The organism is Conexibacter sp. S30A1, from assembly GCF_023330665.1.
In the GTDB taxonomy this organism is placed as follows: domain Bacteria; phylum Actinomycetota; class Thermoleophilia; order Solirubrobacterales; family Solirubrobacteraceae; genus Palsa-465.
Map to the genome: position 1 here is coordinate 2,016,518 of NZ_CP097127.1, position 21,623 is coordinate 2,038,140.

A 21,623-nucleotide genomic window follows, 5' to 3' on the forward strand; every position below is an offset into this window, starting at 1 on the left:
AGTTCGTGGGAGGCGCTGGCGCCGCCGCGCGGGCCTGGCTGCCACAGTAGCCTGCGGGCATGACGGTCGGTAGCTTTGCGGTGGTGCGATCCTCACGCGCGCTCGCTCTCGGCACTGGGGTGCGGATCATCGCCTGCCCGCCGATCCTCGCGCTGCTGCTCGCGCACGACTGGACCGCCGCGGCGATCGTGTTCGTGATCGCCGCCGCGACCGACTTCATCGACGGGCGGCTCGCCCGCCACTGGGAGATGACCACCAGGCTCGGCGGCTTTCTGGACACCACCGCGGACAAGCTGCTCGTCTCCACGGCGCTGATCGGACTGCTGGCGGTCCACCGTGCCTCGGCCTGGGTTGTCTTCGCGATCGTCGCACGCGAGTTCACGATCCTCGGGTTGCGGGCCGCCGTGGCGGCCGGCGGCGCGCAGCTCGAGACCTCGATCTTCGGCAAGTGGAAGGCGAGCCTGCAGTTTTTGGCGATCGCGCTGGCGATCGTGCGCCCGCAGGTGCTGCTCGCCGGCGCCTACCTGGACCAGTGGCTGATGGTGTTGGCCGCGGTGGTCACCGTCTGGTCCGGGGTTGAGTATCTGCGCGGCTCGATCGACGCGCTGCGCGGCTGAAGATGGCCCGGGTATTCATCACCGGCGCCAGCGGCCTGCTGGGCGGGGCCCTGCTCGAGTCGCTGATCGCGCGTGGTGACGCGGTGGTCGCGCTGGCGCGATCCTCAGCGAGCGCCGAGGCGCTGCGGGCTCGTGGCGTCGAGGTGCGCCGCGGCGAGCTCACCGACGAGACGGCACTGGCTGACGCGATGGCCGGCTGCGAGCTGGCGTTCAATGTCGCCGGCGTCAACGCCTTCTGCGTGAGCGACCCGACCGAGATGATGCGAGCCAACGTTGACGGCGCCGTGACGGTCGTGCGTGCAGCGCACCGTGCGGGGATCCCCCGGCTGGTCCACACCTCCTCGGCGGTGACCCTCGGCGAAGCGCCGGGCGTGGTCGCTGACGAGTGGGTGCCGCACCGCGGCTGGTATCTGTCGCTTTACGAGCAGAGCAAGACCCTGGGTGAGCGGGCGGCGCTCGCGGCCGCCGCCGAGCTCGGCCAGGAGCTCGTATGCGTCAACCCGTCATCGGTGCAGGGACCCGGCCGCGCGGGCGGCACCGGCCGCTTCGTGATCGCCTTCCTGGACGGGCGGCTCAAGGTCTTCGTGGACACCTGGGTCAGCCTCGTGGACATCCAGGACTGTGTCGCCGGGCATCTGTTGGCGGCCGCGCACGGCACCAGCGGCGAGCGCTACCTGCTCAACGGCATCCGCATGCACATCACCGACCTGCTGGCACTCGCAGCCGACGCAGCCGGGATCACGGCCGCGCCGCGCCTTTTGCCACGCCGGCTCGCAAGCGTGGGAGCGGGCGCCGTGGAGCTGGCGTTTCGCGCCCGCGGCAGACACCCACCGGTCTGCCGCGAGATGGTCCGAACCCTGCTTCACGGTCACCGCTACGACGGCTCGCGCGCGGAGCGCGAGCTCGGGCTGCGCTACACGGACCCGGCACAGACGTTGCGGCGCACCGTCGACTGGGCGCGTGCGGAGGGGTTACTGCGCGCTGCGCCCTGAACGGCGCGGGCTAGCCCTGGCGGTTGCTGCGGCGGCGCAGATGGCGCGCCACATAGAGCACGAGCAGGACCCCCACCGCGCTCGCGAAATACAGGTCGTACCGCAGCGCCGTGTTGTAGATCGAGGTGATGTGGCTGCCGGAGAAGTAGCCGACGCTGACCCACACAGCAACCCACAAAAGCGCGCCCAGGGCGTTGAAGGCAACGAACCTGGCCCAGTGCATCTCGGTCGTGCCGGCGATGATGCCGTTGGCCTGGCGCAGCCCTTCGACAAAGCGCGCCACCACGATCACAATGGCGCCGCGGCGCTCGAAGAAGGCGGTCACACGGTCAAGCCGCTCTGGTGTCAACAGCACGTAGCGGCCGTAGCGATCGACCAGCAGGCGGCCGCCGAAGCGGCCGATCGCAAAGCCGATGTTGTCGCCGATCACGGCACCCCAAAAGGCCAGCAGGCCGACCAGCCAGACGTTCAGCCGATCGCTGCCGGCGTAGACCGCGGCCAGGATCAGCACGGTCTCACCGGGCACCGGCACCCCGAAGTCCTCCAGCAGGACGAGGCCGAACACGGCCAGGTAGCCGTAGTTCGCAAGCAGCGGCTCGAGCGTGTGCAGAACGCCCGGTAGTGCCGGCACGGGGGCGTGCATCAGCGCGGCGGGCTCATAGGACTTCTTCGCTCGGTGCGGCCGCTTCGCGCAGTGAGCTGGCTCGCCGCAGGTCGGCGAAGGACACGCCCTCGACCAGCAGCGACGGCAGCCCGAGCGCCGTCGCGCAGAGGATCTCGATCGCCTGCAGCACCAGGCCGTAGGCCAGACCCGTGCTGGCACGGATCCCGAGCGGCGCCAGCACGCCGATGCAGGCGGCCTGGAAAACCCCGACGTTCGACGGGGTCAGGGGCAGCACCGCCGTGACGTTGACTGCAAACAGGACCGCCGCCGCTGTGCCGATGCCCACACGGTGCTGCAGCCCGAAGGCCAAGAGCACCGCGTAGCAGAGGCCGGTCTGCATGGTCCAGCCGAACAGCTGGCTGCCGACCGAGTGCGCGGTCGTCCGCAACCGGCGAAAGACCGCCAGACCACTGCTCACCTCGCCGAGCCGCAGCGCCAGCCAGGCGAGCAGCCGGCCGAGCGGACCGCGCTGCACGCTCGTGAAGCTGGCGGCCAGCTTGGGACCCAGCATCAGCGTGACGAGGATGGCCGCCGGCACGCCGGCGATGGCGGCGATGGCGATCGTGTTGGCGCCTGGGATGGCGCCGCCGCCGAGCGCCACGGCCGCGAGGATCAGCAGCGCCAGCACGTTCAGGAAGGCCTGCGAGACCAACGTCCCCACCACGACCGCGAGCGTCTGCCTGGCACCGCCGGTGCGGCGCGCGATCAACCACGCCCGTAGGGCCTCACCCAGCCTCCCCGGAGCGACCGTCGAGCCGAACATGCCGATCAGCAACACGCGGGTGACGAAGGGTCTGCTGACGCTGCCCTTCCCGAGCGAGGCGCTGAGCGCTGTGAACCACGACTCCGCACGCGCCAGGTAGGTGACGCACATCAGTGCAAAGCCCACCGCCAGCCAGCCTATGCGCACCCGCCCGAGGTCGCTGCCGACCTGTCCGAGGTCGATCTTGGAGACGCCCAGTACGACAAGCGCCGCCAGTACGACGAGCCCCAGCGTCCAGGCGGCCAGCCGCCGCACTGATGTCACGCAACCTCGCGCTGCTCGTCGTAGCGATCCGACGCGCCGGTGAGTGCCGCGAACGCTGCCTGGCGCCGCTCGCTCACAGCCGCATACCAGCCGCGCAACGTCTCGGTGGCGTTCTGCCAGCTTGCCTTTGCGACCACCTGGCGCGCCTCCGCTGCCATCCGTGCGCGCAGCTCCGGGTCCCCGCTGAGTTGGGTGACGGCGGCACGCAGCGCGCCGGGAGCCGTGGCGTCATACACAAGGCCGTCAACCCCGTCGCGGATCAGCTCGCGCGCGACGGGACCGTCAGCCGCGATCACGGGCAGGCCCGAAGCGTGCGCCTCCAGCGTCACCAGGCCAAGCGTCTCGGTCTCCGAGGGCAACACGAACGCGTCGGCCGAGGCGTAGGCACTGGCCAGATCATCACCGTGCAGGAACCCGAGGAAGGTCGTGTTGGTGCCCGCGAACTCACGCTCGAGCCGCGCGCGCATCGGCCCATCGCCGACGATCGCAAGCGCCACCCGGTCCTGGTCGCGCACGGCGTCGAGCAGCCGGTCGACGGTCTTCTCCTTGGCCAGGCGGCCGACGAAGATCAGCACGAAACGCTCGGGCTCACCACCCGAAAGCCGCCAGCGCCAGTCGGCGTCAGCCCGATCAGGGCGAAAGCGCTCCGATTCGATCCCGTAGGGCCACAGCTGGAGGCGCTCGATCCCGTGGCGGCGCAGCGTGTCAAGCGTCGCCTGCGAAGTGCAGAGGTTGAGGTCCGCGCGGTTGTGCAGCGCACGGATGTACCGCCAGCCTGCCCCCTCCAGCCAGCCGAAGCGGTAGAGCCGGGCGTAGGTGGGCAGGTGGGCGTGGTAGGAGGCGACCACGGGCCAGTCGCGGTGGCGTGAGATCGCCACGGCGCCGGCGCCGAGCAGCACCGGGTTGATCACGTGTACGACGTCCGGCTCGTGCTGCTCCAGCGCGCGCATCAGTGAGGGCCCGGGCAGCGCCACGCGCTTGGGCGGGTAGCCATCGCCGTCGGGGTAGAGCGGCATGCGCATCTCCCGCACGCCGACGACGGGCACGCCGGCATAGCTGTCGGGGCCGCCGGCGGGCGCGATCATCAGCACGTCGTCACCCGCTCGCGCAAGCTCTTCGAGCGTCCGCTGCAGCCGCGTGACGACTCCGTCGACGGCGGGCAGGAAAACTTCGCTGACTATCGCTATGCGCATCGCCCAAACCGCCTTATAGCGGATGCTAGTCGGCGTAGCCGAATATGAGGGTTTGTCAGGTCCCGGGCGGCTCTCATCTGCAACTACACAGACTTTACGCGGCGGCGGGCACAAGCCTGGCGTCCGGCACGCCAACTAGCTTTGCTTGCGATGCAGAGTTCCGCCGCACGCAGCGTAAAAGACATGGAGCTGGAGCTGCGCGCGTTGATCGCGACCGTGAAGGCGCCGCACCTGGCGACGCTGCTCGAGCGAACACTCGGCAGCGACTCGCCGACCTGGAAGCACTATCGCGATGCGCCGGCCGCCAAGCGCTACCACCACGCCTACCGCCACGGTCTGCTGGAGCACAGCCTCTCCGTGGCCGCGGCGGTGAGCGCGCTGGCTGAGATCTTCCCCGGGATCGACCGGGAGCTCGCGTTGACGGGCGCCCTGCTGCACGACCTCGGCAAGCTCGACACCTACCGACAGCTGGGAACGGAGATCGAGATGACCGACGTGGGCCGCCTGCACGGTGAGATCGCGCTCGGCTACGCGCGCGTGCGCGATGGGATCGCCGCCATCCAAGGATTCCCGACCGAGCTTGCGCAGGCGCTCCTGCACATCATCCTGAGCCATCACGGCGCGCTCGCCCACGGCTCGCCGGTGGTGCCCTGCACGCGCGAGGCGACACTCGTGCACATGGCCGACAACCTGGGCTCCAAGCTCGGGAGCTTCGACCGGGTGCAGGACGCCCTGGAGGCGGGCGCCAAGTGGTCGGGCTACGACAACGGTCTGGGAGCCGTGGCCTTCTTCGGCGCGGTCGCCGCCGGCTCCGACCCGGTTGACGCGCGCCTGGCCGCCTGAGCCTCCGGGCCTCGCTAAAGACGCAAATTGCGGGCGCATACCGAACCCCTCGCACACCGTCCAGCGCCCGCGTTTAAAGTGGACCTGCATGGCCAAGGACACCGAGAAGCTGATCCGCCAACTGTCCCTGATCTCATACCTGATGGCAGAGCGGCGGCCGGTGACCGCGCCGGAGATCCGCCGCGACGTGGAGGGCTACAGCGTGATGAACGAGGACGCGTTCGCGCGGCGTTTTTACGCGGACCGCTCCGAGCTCGAGGCGCTCGGGATCGTGCTCTCGGTGGACAAGCCCCAGGACGGGCTGGTCGAGCAGGAGCAGTACTCGCTGGCGCCGGAGAACTTCCATCTGCCGCCGATCGAGTTCGACGACGCCGAGCTGGCGGCGCTGTGGACGGCGCTCTACCTGCTGGACGGGAAGTTCGCCTACGCGGAGCCGCTGCGGCTGGCGCTGCAGCAGATCTCGTGGGGGCGGCCGAGCCCGCTTGACTCTCCGGTGCAGCGGACGGTTGCGCTCGGCATCACCGGCGCCGCCGACGGTCACGAGCTCTCCCAGCGCCTGGCGAAGATCGAGACGGCGATCTTCCGGCGCAAGACGATCCTGTTTGACTACTACACGATGGCGCGTGACGCGCTCGAGCGCCGCCGCGTTGACCCCTACCAGCTGCTCTATCAGGGCGGCCAGTTCTACCTGGTGGGCCGCTCGCACGAGCGCGCCGCGATCCGCGTGTTTCGGCTCTCGCGTATTCAGGGCAAGGTCGGTTACGCGACCAAGGCCGAACACGACTTCGGACGGCCCGCGGACTTCGACCCGCGCGCCTACGCAGATCGCATCTCCTGGCAGTTCGGCGAGCCGGTGGCCAGCGCCGAGATCTGGATCTCGAGCCGGATCGCCTGGCAGGTGCAGCGTCACTTCGGCCGCTACGGGGAGCTGCGTGCGGCGCCCGAGGGCGAGGACTTCATCTTCACCACCGCCTACGCGGACTCGCGGCAGCTGATCGCCTGGGTGCTCGGTCTGGGCGAGAACGCCCGCCTGAGCTCCCCGCCGCAGCTGGTCGCCGAGCTGCGGGAGCGTGTGCAGACGCTGCTTGCGCGCCACAGCGGCGACGGCGACGAGCAGGCCCTGACCAGGGATCACGTGGCGCTCGACAGCTCCAGAGAGTCCTCCGCGCCAGCGGGCGCGGAGGACGACCAACCCGAAGAGCAGGCCGAGGCGGGCGGTGCCGAGACGGTTATCCGGCCCGAGCGCTTCGCGCGGCTGGTGACGCTGGCGAGCATCCTGATCGACGCCGGCCGGCGCGGTCAAAGGCTTGAGGCGGCGGAGCTGCGCGAACGGCTGGGTCTCTCCGAACAGGAGCTGGCGGAGGACATCGGCGTGCTGAACGTGGTCAACTTCGGCGCCGGCACCTATGTGCTCTACGCGGAGATCCTGCCCGACGGCAGCGTCGAGGTGGACCCTGAGCCGTACGGCGACGCGTTCGCACGGCCCGCAAGGCTTTTGCCGGTGGAGGCCAAGGCGCTCATCGCCGCGATCGACCTGATCGGCGAGCACATTCCGGAGGGGTCACTCGAGACGGTGCGAGGCAAGGTGGTGGCGGCGCTGGGCGAGGATCCGGCACGGGAGGGCCTGCAGATCGCGCCGGTGGGCGGCGACGACCACGAGATCGCCGCGGCGGCGCGCGAGGCGATCACCCGCGGACGCCTGCTCTCACTCGAGTACTACAAGGAGAACGAGGGGCAGCTGGTCACCCGCGTGGTCGAGCCCTACCAGCTGGTCAACGGCCGCGAAGGCTGGTATGTGGCCAGCTACGACCCGGCGCGGCACGGCGTGCGCCACTTCCGCCTGGACCGGATCAAGTCCGCGCAGGTCACCGAAACGGCCTTTGAGCCACGCGGTGGGATCGACTTCTCCGCGGGCGTCGACGGCTGGCTGCGAACCGGCGAGGTACCCGCCTCCAGTCGTGCGCACGTCTGGATCTCGCCGCAACGGGCCCGCTGGGTGCGGGAGGAACGCACGGTGATCAGCGAAGGCGCGGACGGCTCGATCGTGGTGGACTTTGGCTACGCCGGCATCGACTGGCTGGTGCGCAACGTGCTCAAGGAGGCCGGTGACGCGGTCGTGCTGGAGCCGGCATCCGCGCGCGAGGCGGTGCGAGCCGCCGCGGCCGAGGTAGAGTCTGCCGTTCCGGCATGATCCAGATCGGGGTGCAGCGTTGAAGGGTGTGGTGCTCGCGGGCGGCAAGGCCACGCGCCTGCGCCCGCTCACGAAGGTGACCAACAAACACCTTCTGCCGATCTACGACAGGCCGCTCATCTACTACCCGCTGCAGGCGATGGCCCGGGCGGGGGTGCAGGATGTGCTGGTGATCACCAACCCCGAGCACGCCGGACACTTCATCCAGCTCTTGGGCTCCGGGCGCGAGTTCGGGCTCAAGCTCGCCTACGAGCTGCAGGAGGAGGCGGGCGGGCTGGCGCAGGCGGTGTCGCTGGCCGCGTCGTTTGTCGGCAACGACCGCATGCTCGTGCTGCTCGGCGACAACATCTTTACCGACGACCTGCGGCCCGCCGTCGAGCGCTTCACAGCCCAGGCGAGCGGAGCGGTGATCTTCGGTGTGGAGACAGCGCATCCCGAGCAGTACGGGGTGATCGAGATGCGGGGGGAGCGGGTGATCGGCATCGAGGAGAAGCCCTCCGCGCCGAGGTCGAACCTGGTCCAGACCGGCATCTACATGTATGACACGGAGGTGTGGTCGCACCTGCAGGGCCTTGAGCCCTCAGCGCGGGGAGAGCTCGAGATCACCGACCTCAACAACATCTATGTGACCGCCGGCACGATGCGCTGCGAGACGCTCGAGGGCTACTGGATCGACGCCGGCACCTCCCACGACGAGCTGCTGGCGGCCAACGTCGAGGTCGCCAGGCTGCGCCGCCAGGGCGAGATCTGAGCAGCGTGGGCGCAGGCCCGCTCGAGCTGCGCTGACGTGCTGCTGGCGGTCAGCTGACCAGCAGCAGCACGAGCTTGCGCGGCCCGTGCACGCCCTCCACGCGGGTCAATTCGATGTCCGAGCTGGCCGACGGGCCTGAGACGAGCGTGATCGGCGCCCCGCCACTGCGGACCGCACCGGCCACGCGTGCCAGGCCCTCGGGCACCGTCTCCACAACCTGCTCTGCCCGGATCACGCAGATGTGCGTGTCCGGGATCAGCGACAGCAGCCGCCGTCCGGAGCTGCCATCACCGTCGAGCAGGACCGTCCCCGTGCGGGCGATCGCCGCGGCGCAGCCGGTGAGAGCCGCGTCGATGTGGTCGAGCTCGCGGCCCGCGAGCCCGTGATCCTCGATCACGTCGATCCCGCTCGGACGCCAGTGCGCCGGCAGCGCCGGCGGCACGACGAGCCCGCCCACTCCGAGCTGATCGCAGACCTTTGCCACAGCCACGCCCACGGACGACTCGCTGGCTAGCTCGAGCGTCGCGCGGTACCCCCGCGCGCGTTGCGCGAACAGGTCGAGCACCCCAGCCGGTGTCAGCGAGCCGCGGCGCTCATAGGCCCGTGGCAGCGGCAGCGCGGCGGTCAGCTCGGCGTCGGGCACGTCGGCCAGCGCCGCTCTGATCCGGCCGAGGATCACCTCGCGCGCACCGTTCACGCGCGCCGCCCCCACCACTCCCGGAAGCTCCGGGACGCCACCGCCGGCAGGTCACGCGCGTCCGTCCAACCCGCCAGCGGACCGGGCAGGCGCGCGCGAATCATCCCCCGGCGCGCCAGCGGAGCCTGGAGCAGGCGGCCGATCCGTTGCGCGCGCTCGTACAGCCGGCGGTGGCCGAAAACCACCGCCAAAAGCCGCATCGCCAGGGCCTCGCTGGTACGCGGCCCTTCGGCGCTGACAACCTGCTGGCGCAGGTGGACCAGCACCTCCGGAATGTTGATCTTCACCGGGCAGGCCTCGTAGCAGGCGCCGCAGAGGCTCGAGGCATACGGCAGCGTCGGAGCGTTGCGCACCCCAACGAGCATCGGCGTGAGGATCGCGCCGATCGGGCCCGGATAGGTTGAGCCGTAGGCATGCCCGCCGGTGCGCTCGTACACCGGGCAGACGTTCAGGCACGCTGAGCAGCGGATGCAGCGCAGCGCCTGACGGCCGACGTCGTCTGCCAGCACGCTGGTGCGGCCGTTGTCGATCAGCACCAGATGGAACTCGCGCGGCCCGTCACCCGGATGCACACCGGTCCACAGCGAGGTGTAGGGGTTCATCCGCTCGGCGGTGGCCGAGCGCGGCAACAGTTGCAGGTAGACCTCGAGGTCCTCCCAGGTGGGGATCAGCTTTTCGATCCCCATCACCGTGATCAGCACATCCGGCAGGGTCGTGCACATGCGCGCGTTGCCCTCCGACTCGACCACGGCGACGGTCCCGGTCTCGGCCACCGCGAAGTTCGCACCGCTGATCCCGATCCCGGCTTCGAGAAAGCGCTCGCGCAGGTGCAGCCGCGCCACCTCCGCGAGCGCGCGCGGATCGTCGCTCAGATCGGCCGGCGCTTGCGGCAGGCTGCGCAGGAACAGCTCGCGCACCTCGGCGCGGTTCTTGTGGATCGCCGGCACCAGGATGTGTGACGGCGTCTCGCCCGCCAGCTGGATGATCAGCTCAGCCAGGTCGGTCTCGAGCGCGCGGATGTCGTGCCTTGCGAGAGCCGCGTTGAGTCCGGTCTCCTCGGTGGTCAGCGACTTTGCCTTGACCACCTCGTCGGCGCCGTGCGCGCGCACCAGATCGGCGACGATGCGATTGCACTCATCGCCGTCACGCGCCCAGTGGACCGTGCCGCCGGCACCAGTGACCGCTGCCTCCAGCTCGAGCAGATAGGTGTCGAGGTGGCGCAGAACCCGCTCCTTGATCGCGCGCCCCGCCTCCCGCAGCTCCTGCCAGTCGGCCACCTCGGCAACGGCAGCGTCACGCTTTTCGCGGATCGTGTGCGTGGCGTGGCGCAGGTTGGCGCGCAGCTGAGTGTCGGCCAGCGCAAGACGGGCAGCGGGCGGAAAGGGCGCAAGCGGCGGACGCGGCGGACGCGGCGGACGCGGCGAACGCGGCGGACGCTCCCCGTCGTGGCTCATGGCAAAGCTCCGGTCCCGACGCTTGGCGACCCACCGGCGGCATGGTGCTCAGATGACGCGAGGATCTCCGCAAGGTGCATGGCGCGCACGCCCGCGCGCTGACGGGCGAGGGCACCGCCGATCTGCATCAGGCAGGAGCTGTCGGTGGCGGTGCACACCTCCGCGCCGCTGTCGAGGATCGCGCGCACCTTGTCGGTGAGCATCGCCACCGAGGTGTCGGCGTTCTTCACGGCGAAGGTGCCGCCGAACCCGCAACACTCGGCGGCCCCCGGAAGCTCCACCAGATCGATGCCGCGGACGGCACGAAGCAGCGCGAGCGGCCGCTCGCCGAGCCCCAGCATGCGCAGGCCGTGGCAGGTCGGGTGATAGGTGACGCGGTGTGGGAAGTAGGCGCCCACGTCCGTCCTGCCCAGCCGGTCGACGAGCAGCTCGGTCAGCTCGAACACCCGCGGCGTCAGCTCCGCCACAGCGTCGATCAGACCCTGGTCACCGGACAGCGCGGCCAGCCGCGGATAGTGGCCGCGCACCATCGCCACACACGAGGCCGACGGCGAGACGACCAGCTCGCTGGTGGCGAAGGTTTCGACGAACCGCCGGGCCAACCGCCCCGCCTCAGGCCCGTAGCCGGTGTTGAAATGCATCTGACCGCAGCAGGTCTGCTCGGCGGGAAAGTCGACCGTGACGCGCAGTCGCTCGAGCACCTCCACAACCGCGCGCCCCACGCTCGGGTAGAGCGTGTCCGCCAGGCAGGTGATGAACAGCGAGACCCTCAGAGCCGCTTCTCACCGAAGTAGGTGGCTGCCGGGTTTGCGTTGTAGTTGGCGATCGGCACAAACCCCGCCGACTCGTACAGGTGAACGGCTGCGGCCTGCCGCGCGTCGGTGTCCAGGCGCGCGCTGCGGTAACCGAGCTCCCGCGCGCAACGTTCGAGCTCGCCCAGCAGCATGCGGCCAACACCGCGGCCGCGGGCCTGCGGTGCGACATACATGCGCTTGAACTCGCAGATCAGAGCGTCCAGACGCTTGATGGCGCCGCAGCAGACCGCGACGTCGTTCTCGTAGCCCACGATGAAGCGGCCGTTGGGCGGGTTCAGCTCGTCTGGACCGGCCTTGGGCATGCCCGCGGCGCGCAGGTCAAGCCCCACGTAGATGCTCTCGACCTCCGCGCGCATCGCGGCCTCCAGACGGGCGCCATCACCGTCATCGACACGCCCGTCACGAAACTCGATCACGCCGGAACATGCTAAAGATCCAGGTAAGGGATGGACGACGCGCAACTCGAAGAACGGGTGCACGAGTGTGGCCAGCGCCTCGCGGCCGGGCTGGCGGGCGCTGACACGGGTGGGCTGCGGCACCCGCTGGCGGCCGGCGAGCGGCGGATGATGAGGTCGCTGATCGGCGACCCTCGCCTGCGGGCGGCGCTGTTTCGCTTCGTGGACGTGCGCCCCGCCTGTCACAGCCGGACGGAGCTGGTGAGGCATCTGAGCGAGTTTCTGGAGGAGGCCGGCGCGGGCTCTGGGAACGCCCGGCGGCTCGCGAGGCTGACGGGCCGGCGCGAGCTCACGCTACCGACGGCCGGGGCGGCCGGGCTGGGCGTCGCCTCCATGGCCCACCGCTTCATCGCAGGCGAGGACGCGCAGGCCGCCGCCCCCGAGCTCAGCTCGCTGTGGGAGCAGGGGCGCTGCGTGACCCTCGACCTGCTCGGTGAGGCGACCCTGACCGAGTCTGAGGGGGAGCGCTACGCACAGCGCTGCACGCAGACGCTGCGCGCACTTGCGCAGATGAGCGCTGGCTGGGCGCCGAATCAGCTGCTGGAGCACGACGGGCTCGGGCCGCTGCCGCGCGCGAACCTGAGCGTCAAGGTCTCGGCGCTGACACCGCACCTGCGCGCCAACGCGCCCGAGCGCGCGCTCAGCGCCGCCCGGGATCGGCTGCTTGAGCTGCTGCGTCTGGCGCGCGAGCTCGACGCCCACCTGCACGTCGACATGGAGTCGCTCGACACCCGCGAGAGCATCACCGAGCTGTTCCTCGAGCTGCTGGCGCTTGATGAGTTCGCCGACGGACCGCCTGCGGGGATCGTGCTGCAGGGCTACCTCACCGACTCCGAGGAGCAGCTCGAGCGGCTGCTCGGCTGGTTGGAGCAGCACCCGCGCGGCGCACCGTTCACGATCCGCCTGGTGAAGGGCGCCTACTGGGACCACGAGGTGGTGCTCGCCGCGCAGCACGGCTGGCGCGCACCGGTGTTCACAGACCGACGCTCCTGCGACCGTCACTACGAGCACCTCACCAGACGGCTGCTTGACGCGCGCGCGGGCGGCATGGCGCTGCGGCCGGCGATCGCCTCGCACAACCTGCGCTCGCTGGCACACGCGATCGCCTACAGCGACGCGCTGGGGCTGGCGCCGGATGCACTCGAACTGCAGGTGCTGCGCGGGCTGGGCGACGACACCGCGGCGGCGATCGCCACCTACGGCCGACGCGTGCGGGTCTACTGCCCGGTCGGTGACCTGGTCGCAGGCATGGCCTACCTGGTCAGGCGACTGCTTGAGAACACCTCTAACGACTCGTTCCTCGCCGCGCAGACGACGGGCGCGGACATCAACCTGTTACTGGAGAGACCGTGAGCACTGAAAGCACATTCCGAAACGAGCCGGCGCTCGAATTCCGCCGCGAGTCGGTGCGCGCGCAGGCACTGCGCGCGCTGGCCGAGCTGCGGACCAAGCTGCCGCTGCGGATCGGCCCGGCAAGCGGCGCCTCGGCCAGCGGCGAGCTGCTCTCCTACAACCCGGCAAACCCAGCCGAGCTGATCGCCGTGGCGCCGGACGGGAGCGCCGCCGACGCGCGTGCCGCGCTCGTGCGCGCCGACGCCGCCTTTGCGTCCTGGAGCGCGCTGGACGCCGGCACGCGGGCGGCGACGCTCCAGCGCGCGGCTGGGCTGCTGCGCGAGCGGCGCCTTGAGCTAGCGGCGCTCGAGGTCCTGGAGGCCGGCAAGCCCTGGCCTGAGGCTGACGCCGATGTCTGTGAGGCGATCGACTTCCTCGAGTACTACGCGCTGGGGGCGCTGGCGCTCGATCAGGGGCGCCTGCTGCCGCAGCTCCCCGGCGAGCGCAACACGCTGCGCTACTACGCGCGCGGACCGCACGCCGTGATCGCACCCTGGAACTTTCCCATGGCGATCCCGGCGGGCATGGTCTCCGCGGCGCTGGTCACCGGCAACACCGTGGTCTTCAAGCCGGCGGAGCAGACACCCGCCTGCGGGCACGCGCTGGTGCAGGCGCTGCACAGCGCCGGCGTCCCCGAGGACGCGCTGGTGCTGCTCACCGGCGCCGATGAGCCCGCCCGAGAGCTCGTCGCGCACCCGCTGGTGCACGGGATCGCATTCACCGGCTCCTGCGCCGCCGGGCAGCACATCATCCACGCCGCCGCGCAGGCCCAGCCGGGGCAGCGTCACGTCAAGCGCGTGATCGCCGAGATGGGCGGCAAGAACTGCATCATCGTCGACGCTGACGCCGACCTGGACGACGCCGTGCCGGCGATCATCAAGAGCGCCTTTGGCTTCGCCGGCCAGAAGTGCTCCGCCGCGGCGCGTGTGCTGGTCTGCGAGCAGATCGCCGACGCGCTCAATGAGCGCTTGGCGGGGGCCATCCAGGCGCTGCGGGTCGGCCCAGCCGAGGACTTCGCCTGTGATCTGGCGACGGTGATTGACGCCGAGGCGCTCGCCCGCATCAACGCGTTCCTCGACGGCGCCGAGCACGAACCGCGCGTGCAGGCAGAGGTTCCGGTCGGGACCGGCGGTCACTATGTGCCGCCGACGCTGTTTGTCGATCTGCCACCGAGCTCGCGGATCGTGCGCGAGGAGGTCTTCGGCCCGGTGCTCTCCTCCGAGCGGGTGGCGAGCGTCGATGAAGCCGTCAGGATCGTCCAGGAGGGCGACTTCGGGCTCACGGGAGGGTTGTTCAGCCGCAGCCCGCAGACGATCGAGCACGTCAGCAGACTGGGGATCGTCGGCAACCTGTATGTGAACCGAGAGATCACCGGGGCGATGGTCGGACGTCACCCGTTCGGCGGCGGACGGCTGTCGGGCACCGGCCCCAAGGCCGGTGGCCCGGACTACCTGCTGACGTTCGTCGAGGCGCGCAGCGTCAGCGAGAACACCGTGCGCCACGGCCTCGTGATCTGAGGGCGCGCGGCCCGCTGGCCGCGCGCCCCGCTGGAGGCGCCCCCAGCCCCCGAGCCTCGCACAACAGCGCTCGCGCCCGTCAGCGCCCTGCGCCCAGGAACTCCCGTATGTCAGCCTCGCTGAACGTCGCGCCGGGGAAGCGCGCGAGCCGCGTCAGCGGCACCGTCTCGAGCATCTTGCCCAGGTGCGTGCCGATCACCCGCTCCCCGAGCGGCGAGCGACGCAGCTGGTCAAGCAGCCACTGCGCCGCGACCGGGTCGGCGAGGAACTCACCGAAGGTCGAGTCGACCGCCAGCGGCGCGGCCACCTCACCGCCCGCAAGCTCCACCGTCGCGGTCAGGCGGATGTCGCGGCTGGAGGCGCCGACACGCAGCTCAAACTCACCGCCCTCCACGACCCACTCGCGCCGCGCCGGATGCCAATAGGAAAATGCGCGCGCGTCCAGCGGGATGCTCACCTCCCGGCGCTCACCCGCCGCAAGCGCCACCTTGACAAAGCCGCGCAGCTCCTGCAGCGGGCGGTAGACGCTCGCGACCGGGTCGGCGATGTAGAGCTGAACCACCTCGGCACCGGCGCGCGCGCCCGTGTTGGCAACCGTCACGCTCGCCTCCACGCGCGGCTTTGGGCCATCGTCGCTGACAACGGCGCGCAGCTGCGAGTACTCAAACGACGTGTAGGAGAGACCGTGGCCGAACGGGTAGGCGACCTCCAGCTCGTGCGCGTCATACCACCGGTAGCCGATCAAAAGGCCTTCGCCGTAGCGAACCTCGTGGTTCTCGCCCGGGAAGTTACCGACCGTCGGGTTGTCTGCGAGCTTGAGCGGGATCGTCTCAGCGAGCTTGCCGGATGGCGAAACGCGCCCCAGCAGCAGGTCCGCCAGCGCCCCTCCCCCGGCCTGGCCGAGCAGCCAGCCCTCGAGGATCGCCCGCGCATGCGGCTCGAGTGGTGCCGTCAGCACAGCCGCCCCGTTTGAGAGCACCACGGCCACGTTGGGGTTGGCCGCCGCGACCGCGGCCAAGAGCTCGAGCTGCGGCGCGGGCAGGTCCATGTGCTCACGATCCCAGCCCTCTGACTCATATGACGGCGGCAGCCCCAGGAACACAAGCGCCACCTCGGCCCGCGCCGCCGCCTGCACGGCCTCCTGCACGAGCCCTGCGTCAGCGGCCGGCGCCTCGATCTCAAAGCCGGGCGCGAAGAGAGCCTCACGCCGCCCGCTAAGCGCCGTATGCAGCGAATCGAGCGCGTTGTCAAGCTGCGTCGGGTTCACCTGGGAGGACCCAGCTCCCTGGAAGCGTGGCGTGCGCGCGAACTCACCGATCACCGCCACCGCACCGCCGTGTTCTGGGTCGAGCGGCAGCAGTCCACCATCGTTCTTGAGCAGCACGACGCTGGCGGCAGCCGCCTCGTGCGCCAGCGCGTGGTGGGCCGCGACGTCAAAGTCCGCAAGCGGCTCACGCTCGCCGGCCCGCGCCACCAGCTCGAGCACACGCCGCACCGCGGCATCCAGCTGCTCCTCGCTCAGGGCACCGCTCGCGACCGCGTCGAGGATCGCCTGCGTGCCAACGCCACTGGAGGAGGGCATCTCCAGGTCGCAGCCCGCCGCGAGCGCCGCGACCCGATCATCGACCGCCCCCCAGTCGGAGACGACCAGCCCCTCAAAGCCCCATTCGTCGCGCAGCACGTCCGTCAGCAGCCAGTGGTGCTCGCAGGCGTAGACGCCGTTGATGCGGTTGTATGAGCTCATCACGGTCCACGGCTGGCGTTCGGTTACCACACGCTCAAAGGCCGCCAGGTAGATCTCGCGCAGCGTGCGCTCGTCAACCTGCGCCGAGATCCGCAGCCGGTCGGCCTCCTGGTTGTTGGCGGCGAAGTGCTTGAGCGATGTGCCGACACCGTGGCTCTGCACGCCCCCGACCCAGGCGGAGGCGAGCACGCCGGCCAAAAGCGGATCCTCGGAGAAGTACTCGAAGTTGCGTCCGCACAGCGGCGAGCGCTTCATGTTCACGCCGGGCCCGAGCAGCACCGAAACCCCGGCCACCCGGCACTCGCGCCCGAGCGCGTCCCCGACACGACCGACCAGCCGCTCATCCCACGACGAGGCGAGCCCCGCGGCCGGCGGGAAGCAGGTCGCCTGCTCGGAGTGCTCGATCGACGGGTCGTCGGAGGCCGCGACCTTGCGCAACCCGTGCGGACCGTCCGAGACGAGGATCCGTGGGATCCCCAGGCGCACAACCGCCTCGGTGTGCCAGAAGTCCGAGCCGTCAAGCAGCGCCGCCTTCTCTGCCAGTGTCAGCTCCGCCAGCACGGCAGAGGCGTCAAAACCCACCTGCGTGTCCATCTCACTCCGTTCGCCGCTCTACAAGGCCCTGAAACTTCCCCCTGGCGGCCACGTTACTGCAGTAACGCGTTTCAGCAAATGACGCGCCGTTGCAGAGCCGCCGGGCCGCTACCAACCGTAGTGGGCGGGCTTGTAGTAGCTCAGGTCGGCGGCCAGCTGCGAGACGCCGCCCTCGATCTCGAAGCGCGGCAGCAGGTAGGGCTCGGTGCGAAACGCGTAGGCGTGGCCCTCGGTCACCGCAGCCGTGTAACCGGCGCGCTTGACCGCATTGATCACGGCGGTGTCATACTCACTTGACGGGTAGCAGAACATGTTGACCGGTATGTGGAAGGTCTTCTGCAGGTACACCCGCGAGTCGTGCACCTGCGCCCACAGCTCCGCAGGCGTGGCGGTCACCAGGTCGGGGTGTGTCAGCGAGTGTGAGTCGACCTCCCAGCCCCTGCGGATCACCGGCCAGATGTAACTCGGTGGCAGGTGGTTCTCGGTGATCTCATCGAGCACACCGGGCCAGCCGTACTTGGCCAGCACGTGTGGCGCGAAGCGCACCTGCTCGGGGTACCCGTTGTCAAAGGTGATGACGATCGGCTTGGCCGGCAGGGTGCCGCCGTGGTACCACGCGTTCAGCACCTCATCCAGGGTCACAGCCTGGTAGCCGTTCTGGTCAAGCCAGGCCATCTCCGCCTTGAAGTTGCCGTAGGAGACGTAGAGCAGCGGGAACGGCGCGCCCGGCGGCGGCGGCCCGAGCGCGTGGTAGACGAGGATCGGCACCGGCCCGGTGTACTTGCGCCACCCCGGTTGCGGAGTCGCGTTGCGCACGAACTCCGGGTGCGCAGCGCGGTGCTTGAGGGGCTTCTTCTTTGCCTCGAGCGATCGGCGGCTGGGCGCAACGACCGCCTTGCCCACCGTCTGAGCGCGGCTGCCGGACAGATCCGAGACAGCGATCACAGCCACGACCACGGCAGCCACCACGAGCACCGCTGTGGTGGCGAGCTGCAGCCATGAGGAGCCTCGCCGACGCCGACTGGACATGTGCTGAGAAGGTAACACCGAACGCTGCCCGGACACGCCGACGCGCTGCCGGGGGCGGCCCGCTGGCCGCCCCCGGCGTCAGAGCTCGCGCCCGCTCTGGTGGCTACCGGGTAGCTGTGGCGAGCGGCTCGTCGCTGTAGAGCTCGCCGTTTTGCGCCCGCGCCAGAAGCGACGTGGGCGGCTCGAAGCGTTGGCCGTAGCGGGCGGCGAGCTCCCGCGCCCGGGCGACGAACGCCGCCGGTCCAACACTGCCGTCGGCGGCCTCGTAACCGTTGATGTACTGCAGCGCGCCACCCGTCCAGGGCGGGTAGCCGATACCCATGATCGAGCCGATGTTGGCGTCGGCAACGGACTCGATCACACCCTCTTCGTGGCAGCGCACCGCCTCGATCGCCTCGATGAACAGCATGCGCTCCTCCAGGTCGCGCAGCACTAGCACCGCCGGGTCCTGCACCGGCGGGAACGCCGCGCGCAGGCCGGGCCACAGGCCGGTGCGCTTGCCGTCCTCGTCGTACTCGTAGAAGCCGCGGCCCTCCAGGCGGCCGGGCCGGTCGAACTCGTCGAGCATACGGTCGATCACAGCCTCGGCACCACTGGCCTGCCAGCTCTCCCCGGCCTGCTGCGCCGCCTGCTGAGCGGCCAGACGGATCTTGCGCATCAGCTTCATGTTGAGCTCGTCTGAGAGCTGCAGCACGGGGGCTGGGTAGCCGGCCTGTGAGGAGGCCTGCTCGATCGTCGCGGGCGGAACACCCTCGGCGAGCATCGCGATGCCCTCGTTGATGAAGGTGCTGATCACGCGGCTGGTGTAGAAGCCGCGGCTGTCGTTTACGACGATCGGCGTCTTCTTGATCTGCGCGACGAAGTCGAGCGCGCGGAAGGTGGCCGCGTCGCTCGTGCGCTCACCGCGGATCAGCTCGACCAGCGGCATCCTGTCCACCGGCGAGAAGAAGTGGATGCCGATGAAGTCCTCTGGCCTGCTGACGCTTGCGGCCAGGCTGGTGATCGGCAGCGTCGAGGTGTTCGAGCCGAGCAGCGCGTCGGCTGCGACGTGTGGCTCGATCTCCCGCCAGACCTGGTCCTTGAGCGCCGGATCCTCGAACACCGCCTCGATCACGAGGTCGGCACCGGCCGCGTCCTGCGCCCGGTCACTCGGGTGGATCAGCGCGAGCAGCGCGTCTCCTTGAGCCTGCGTGGAGCGCCCGCGCTCAACGGCCTTGGCCACGAGCTTCTCCGAGTAGCCCTTGCCGCGCTGCGCCGCCTCGAGCGTTACGTCCTTGAGCACGACCTCGATCCCGGCCTTGGCGCACACGTAGGCGATCGCCGCGCCCATCATGCCGGCGCCCAGGATCACGACCTTGCGCGCGCGGTAGCGCTCGGCCTCGGCGGGCCGGCCGCGGCCGCCGTTGACGCGGTTGAGGTCAAACCAGAACGACTGAATCATGTTCTTTGCGATCTGGCCGGTCGCCAGCTTGACGAAGTAGCGCGTCTCGATCTCGAGGGCGTGGTCAAAGTCGACCTGCGCCCCCTCCACCGCGGCCGCCATGATCGCAAGTGGTGCCGGCATGTTGGCACCCTTGAGCTGCTTGCGCAGGTTGGCGGGGAACGCGGGCAGGTTGGCGGCAAACGACGGGGTCGATGGCGTGCCACCGGGGATCCGGTACTTCTCAGCGATGTCCCACGGCTGCCCGGGCGTGGCGCCGGAGGCTGCCTGCTCTGAGATCCAACGCTTGGCGGCGGGCAGCAGCTCCTCGACGCCCGGTAGAACCTCGTCGATCAGCCCGAGCTCTCTTGCCTGCGCCGGACGGAAGCGCTTGGTGCCCTGCAGCAGCACCTGCATCAGCGCCGGGACGATGCCGAGCATGCGCACCGTGCGCGTGACGCCGCCAGCGCCGGGCAGCAGGCCGAGCGACACCTCGGGGAAGCCGACCACCGCGGCGGGATCGTCGACGATCAGGCGCCGGTGTGCGGCCAGCGCGATCTCCAGGCCGCCGCCCAGCGCGGCGCCGTTCAGCGCTGCGACGACAGGCACGCCGAGTGTCTCGAGCGTACGCAGCTGAGCCTTGATCTCGCTCACGAAGGCGGTGAACTCGGTCGCGTTATCCCTGCTCACCTGCCGCAGAGCGCCCAGGTCACCGCCCGCGAAGAAGGTCTTCTTGGCGGAGGTGATGATCACGCCGGTGATGTCTGCGCGCTCCTGCTGCAGTCGCTCGACCACCGCGCGCATCGACTCGACATAGGCACTGTTCATCGTGTTGGCCGACTGGGACGGGTCATCGAGCGTCAGGACGACGATGCCGTCCGCGTCGCGGTCCCAGCGGATCGTGCTCTGGGATGCCATTCAGATCGCCTCCACCACGGTCGCGATGCCCATACCGCCGCCGATGCACAGCGTCACAAGCCCGTATCTGCCGCCGCGACGGTGCAGCTCGTCTATCAGCGTGCCGAGGATCATGCCGCCGGTCGCGCCGAGCGGATGCCCCATCGCGATCGCGCCGCCGTTTACGTTCGTCTTCTCGAGCAGGTCATGCTCGCCGTCTCTGCCTGCCATGTCGCGCGCGAAGCGCAGCACCACGGCGGCGAAGGCCTCGTTCATCTCGATCAGGTCGATGTCGTCGAGCGTGAGTCCGGCCTTGGCCAGCGCCTTGCGGCTGGCGGGTGCCGGGCCGGTGAGCATGATCGTGGGCTCGCTGCCGGTCACCGCCGTCGCGACGATCCGCGCCCGAGGGGTGAGCTCGAGCTCCGCGCCGATCTGCTCGTTGCCGACCAACACGACGCTGGCGCCGTCGACGATGCCCGAGGAGTTGCCGGGCGTGTGCACGTGCTCGATCCGCTCGACCCAGTGGTAGCGCTGGAGCGCGACCGCATCAAAGCCCCCGTACTCGCCCATCGTCGCGAACGCCGGCTTGAGCGTGGCGAGCGTCTGCACCGTGGTGTCGGCACGGATCAGCTCGTCGTGGTCGAGCACGGTGTTGTCGTTGATATCGGTCACCGGCACGAGCGAGCGCGCGAAGCGCCCGTCCGCCTGTGCGCTGGCGGCACGCGCCTGCGAGCGCGCGGCGTAGGCGTCAAGCTCCTCGCGGCCGAAGCCCTCGATGGTGGCGATCAGGTCGGCGCTGATCCCCTGCGGCACGAAGAAGTTGCCGTAGGCGGTCTCCGGGTCCATCGCCCAGGCGCCGCCGTCGGAGCCCATCGGCACGCGCGACATCGACTCCACGCCGCCCGCGAGCACCAGATCCTCCCAGCCTGAGGCGACCTTCTGGGCGGCGACGTTGACCGCCTCGAGACCCGAGGCGCAGAAGCGGTTGAGCTGCATGCCGGGGACCGAGTCGGGCAGGCCGGCCTTGGCCGCCGCGGCCTTGGCGATGTCGCCCCCCTGGTCGCCGACGGGCGTGACGCAGCCGAGCACGACGTCCTCGACGCGCGCGGGGTCGAGCGCTGCGTTACGAGCCAGGAGCTCGTGGATCAGGCCGACGACGAGGTCGACCGGCTTGGTTGTGTACAGCGACCCGTTTGACTTGCCGCGCCCGCGTGGGGTGCGGATCGCGTCGTATACGAGCGCTTCGGTGGCTGGCATGCGGTGGCTCTCCTTGTCGGCGTGAAGCTTGGGCGCGGCGGCTGGGACACCAACCGACACCCCTGTCGGATAAT

The 21,623-nt window shown here is 70.1% G+C and carries 18 protein-coding genes; 7 read left to right on the forward strand and 11 right to left on the reverse strand.

Features of this window, described 5'->3' with window-relative positions; all coding sequences use genetic code 11:
* Positions 1-59: 59 nt before the first annotated feature.
* Both pgsA and M3M54_RS09915 read left to right on the forward strand, forming a co-directional pair.
* Positions 60-617: a CDP-diacylglycerol--glycerol-3-phosphate 3-phosphatidyltransferase gene (pgsA, locus tag M3M54_RS09910; RefSeq protein ID WP_249018880.1), complete on the forward strand. Its 558-nt coding sequence runs from the start codon at positions 60-62 to the stop codon at positions 615-617.
* 2 nt (positions 618-619) lie between these two features.
* On the forward strand, positions 620-1,609 hold the full coding sequence (locus M3M54_RS09915; RefSeq protein ID WP_249018881.1) for an NAD-dependent epimerase/dehydratase family protein: 990 nt from the start codon (positions 620-622) through the stop codon (positions 1,607-1,609).
* 10 nt (positions 1,610-1,619) lie between these two features.
* On the opposite strand, the gene M3M54_RS09920 is transcribed toward M3M54_RS09915, so the two are convergent.
* The 3 genes from M3M54_RS09920 to M3M54_RS09930 are packed head-to-tail and all read right to left on the reverse strand — an operon-like array spanning position 1,620 to position 4,493.
* Positions 1,620-2,252 carry a DedA family protein gene (locus M3M54_RS09920; protein WP_249018882.1) on the reverse strand — a complete coding sequence of 211 codons (633 nt, stop codon included), beginning with the start codon at positions 2,250-2,252 and terminating at the stop codon, positions 1,620-1,622.
* Positions 2,253-2,265: 13 nt separating this feature from the next.
* Positions 2,266-3,300: a lysylphosphatidylglycerol synthase transmembrane domain-containing protein gene (locus tag M3M54_RS09925; RefSeq protein ID WP_249018883.1), complete on the reverse strand. Its 1,035-nt coding sequence runs from the start codon at positions 3,298-3,300 to the stop codon at positions 2,266-2,268.
* Entirely contained in the window at positions 3,297-4,493 is a 1,197-nt protein-coding gene (locus M3M54_RS09930) for a glycosyltransferase family 1 protein (protein ID WP_249018884.1), read from the reverse strand. The genes M3M54_RS09925 and M3M54_RS09930 overlap by 4 nt, the downstream gene beginning before the upstream one ends.
* 150 nt (positions 4,494-4,643) lie before the next feature.
* Between M3M54_RS09930 and M3M54_RS09935 the strand changes: the two genes are divergently transcribed.
* From M3M54_RS09935 to M3M54_RS09945, 3 genes are all read left to right on the forward strand, one after another.
* Positions 4,644-5,336: an HD domain-containing protein gene (locus M3M54_RS09935; RefSeq protein WP_249018885.1), complete on the forward strand. Its 693-nt coding sequence runs from the start codon at positions 4,644-4,646 to the stop codon at positions 5,334-5,336.
* A gap of 88 nt (positions 5,337-5,424) precedes the next feature.
* The gene (locus tag M3M54_RS09940; RefSeq protein WP_249018886.1) at positions 5,425-7,527 is read left to right on the forward strand and encodes a YafY family protein; all 2,103 of its coding nucleotides are present in this window, start codon (positions 5,425-5,427) and stop codon (positions 7,525-7,527) included.
* 28 nt (positions 7,528-7,555) lie between these two features.
* A complete protein-coding gene (locus M3M54_RS09945; protein ID WP_249021769.1) occupies positions 7,556-8,278 on the forward strand; it encodes a sugar phosphate nucleotidyltransferase in 723 nt (240 codons plus the stop codon).
* Positions 8,279-8,327: 49 nt separating this feature from the next.
* On the opposite strand, the gene M3M54_RS09950 is transcribed toward M3M54_RS09945, so the two are convergent.
* The 4 genes from M3M54_RS09950 to M3M54_RS09965 are packed head-to-tail and all read right to left on the reverse strand — an operon-like array spanning position 8,328 to position 11,660.
* Positions 8,328-8,990 (reverse strand): lactate utilization protein C, encoded by a 663-nt coding sequence (locus M3M54_RS09950; protein WP_249018887.1) that lies wholly within the window; start codon positions 8,988-8,990, stop codon positions 8,328-8,330.
* Positions 8,972-10,429: a LutB/LldF family L-lactate oxidation iron-sulfur protein gene (locus tag M3M54_RS09955; protein WP_249018888.1), complete on the reverse strand. Its 1,458-nt coding sequence runs from the start codon at positions 10,427-10,429 to the stop codon at positions 8,972-8,974. Before M3M54_RS09955 ends, M3M54_RS09950 begins: the two co-directional genes overlap by 19 nt.
* Positions 10,426-11,202, reverse strand: a complete 777-nt coding sequence (locus M3M54_RS09960) for a (Fe-S)-binding protein (protein ID WP_256465847.1) — start codon at positions 11,200-11,202, stop codon at positions 10,426-10,428. Before M3M54_RS09960 ends, M3M54_RS09955 begins: the two co-directional genes overlap by 4 nt.
* Complete coding sequence (locus M3M54_RS09965; protein ID WP_249018890.1) at positions 11,199-11,660, reverse strand: GNAT family N-acetyltransferase; 462 nt, start codon at positions 11,658-11,660, stop codon at positions 11,199-11,201. The genes M3M54_RS09960 and M3M54_RS09965 overlap by 4 nt, the downstream gene beginning before the upstream one ends.
* Before the next feature lie 30 nt (positions 11,661-11,690).
* Here M3M54_RS09965 and M3M54_RS09970 point away from each other — a divergent pair, with 30 nt between their 5' ends.
* A complete protein-coding gene (locus M3M54_RS09970; protein WP_249018891.1) occupies positions 11,691-13,052 on the forward strand; it encodes a proline dehydrogenase family protein in 1,362 nt (453 codons plus the stop codon).
* A complete protein-coding gene (locus M3M54_RS09975) occupies positions 13,049-14,608 on the forward strand; it encodes an aldehyde dehydrogenase family protein (RefSeq protein WP_249018892.1) in 1,560 nt (519 codons plus the stop codon). Before M3M54_RS09970 ends, M3M54_RS09975 begins: the two co-directional genes overlap by 4 nt.
* 79 nt (positions 14,609-14,687) lie before the next feature.
* Here M3M54_RS09975 and M3M54_RS09980 read toward each other — a convergent pair whose 3' ends face one another.
* From M3M54_RS09980 to M3M54_RS09995, 4 genes are all read right to left on the reverse strand, one after another.
* The gene (locus M3M54_RS09980) at positions 14,688-16,946 is read right to left on the reverse strand and encodes a glycoside hydrolase family 3 C-terminal domain-containing protein (RefSeq protein WP_249018893.1); all 2,259 of its coding nucleotides are present in this window, start codon (positions 16,944-16,946) and stop codon (positions 14,688-14,690) included.
* Positions 16,947-17,054: 108 nt separating this feature from the next.
* Positions 17,055-17,975 carry a polysaccharide deacetylase family protein gene (locus M3M54_RS09985; protein WP_249018894.1) on the reverse strand — a complete coding sequence of 307 codons (921 nt, stop codon included), beginning with the start codon at positions 17,973-17,975 and terminating at the stop codon, positions 17,055-17,057.
* Positions 17,976-18,078: 103 nt separating this feature from the next.
* Positions 18,079-20,313 carry a 3-hydroxyacyl-CoA dehydrogenase NAD-binding domain-containing protein gene (locus M3M54_RS09990; RefSeq protein WP_249018895.1) on the reverse strand — a complete coding sequence of 745 codons (2,235 nt, stop codon included), beginning with the start codon at positions 20,311-20,313 and terminating at the stop codon, positions 18,079-18,081.
* Positions 20,314-21,549, reverse strand: coding sequence for an acetyl-CoA C-acetyltransferase (locus M3M54_RS09995; RefSeq protein ID WP_249018896.1), 1,236 nt, complete (start codon positions 21,547-21,549; stop codon positions 20,314-20,316).
* Positions 21,550-21,623 lie beyond the last annotated feature (74 nt).